Below are 232 nucleotides of genomic sequence, written 5' to 3' on the forward strand. Positions count from 1 at the left end.
TGGTCCTGCGAGCAGCACGCAGGCTGCGGCGATAACGGTATGCTTCATGGTCCGGTCCTCTGATTGGTCGCGCGGCGTTCGGCGCGCAGCTTTGCGGCGATCAACACGTGTTCGCGACGGAGGTTCCTAATCCGTCGGGTGACGTCCCGTGCGCGGATTGATCGGATCGGGATGAGGTCCATGTCGCTGTCGGGCCGAGGGGCGCGCTCGAAGGTCGCGCCGCAAGCGCCAG

1 protein-coding gene is annotated in these 232 nt (G+C 66.4%); it reads right to left on the bottom strand.

Going from position 1 to position 232, the window contains the following annotated elements; all coding sequences use genetic code 11:
* Positions 1 to 44: 44 nt before the first annotated feature.
* The coding region (locus RZA33_RS19835) for a hypothetical protein (protein WP_317510112.1) at positions 45 to 232 on the bottom strand (188 nt) is incomplete at its 5' end.

The organism is Halovibrio sp. HP20-59 (genome assembly GCF_033052795.2).
Taxonomy (GTDB): domain Bacteria; phylum Pseudomonadota; class Gammaproteobacteria; order Pseudomonadales; family Halomonadaceae; genus Vreelandella.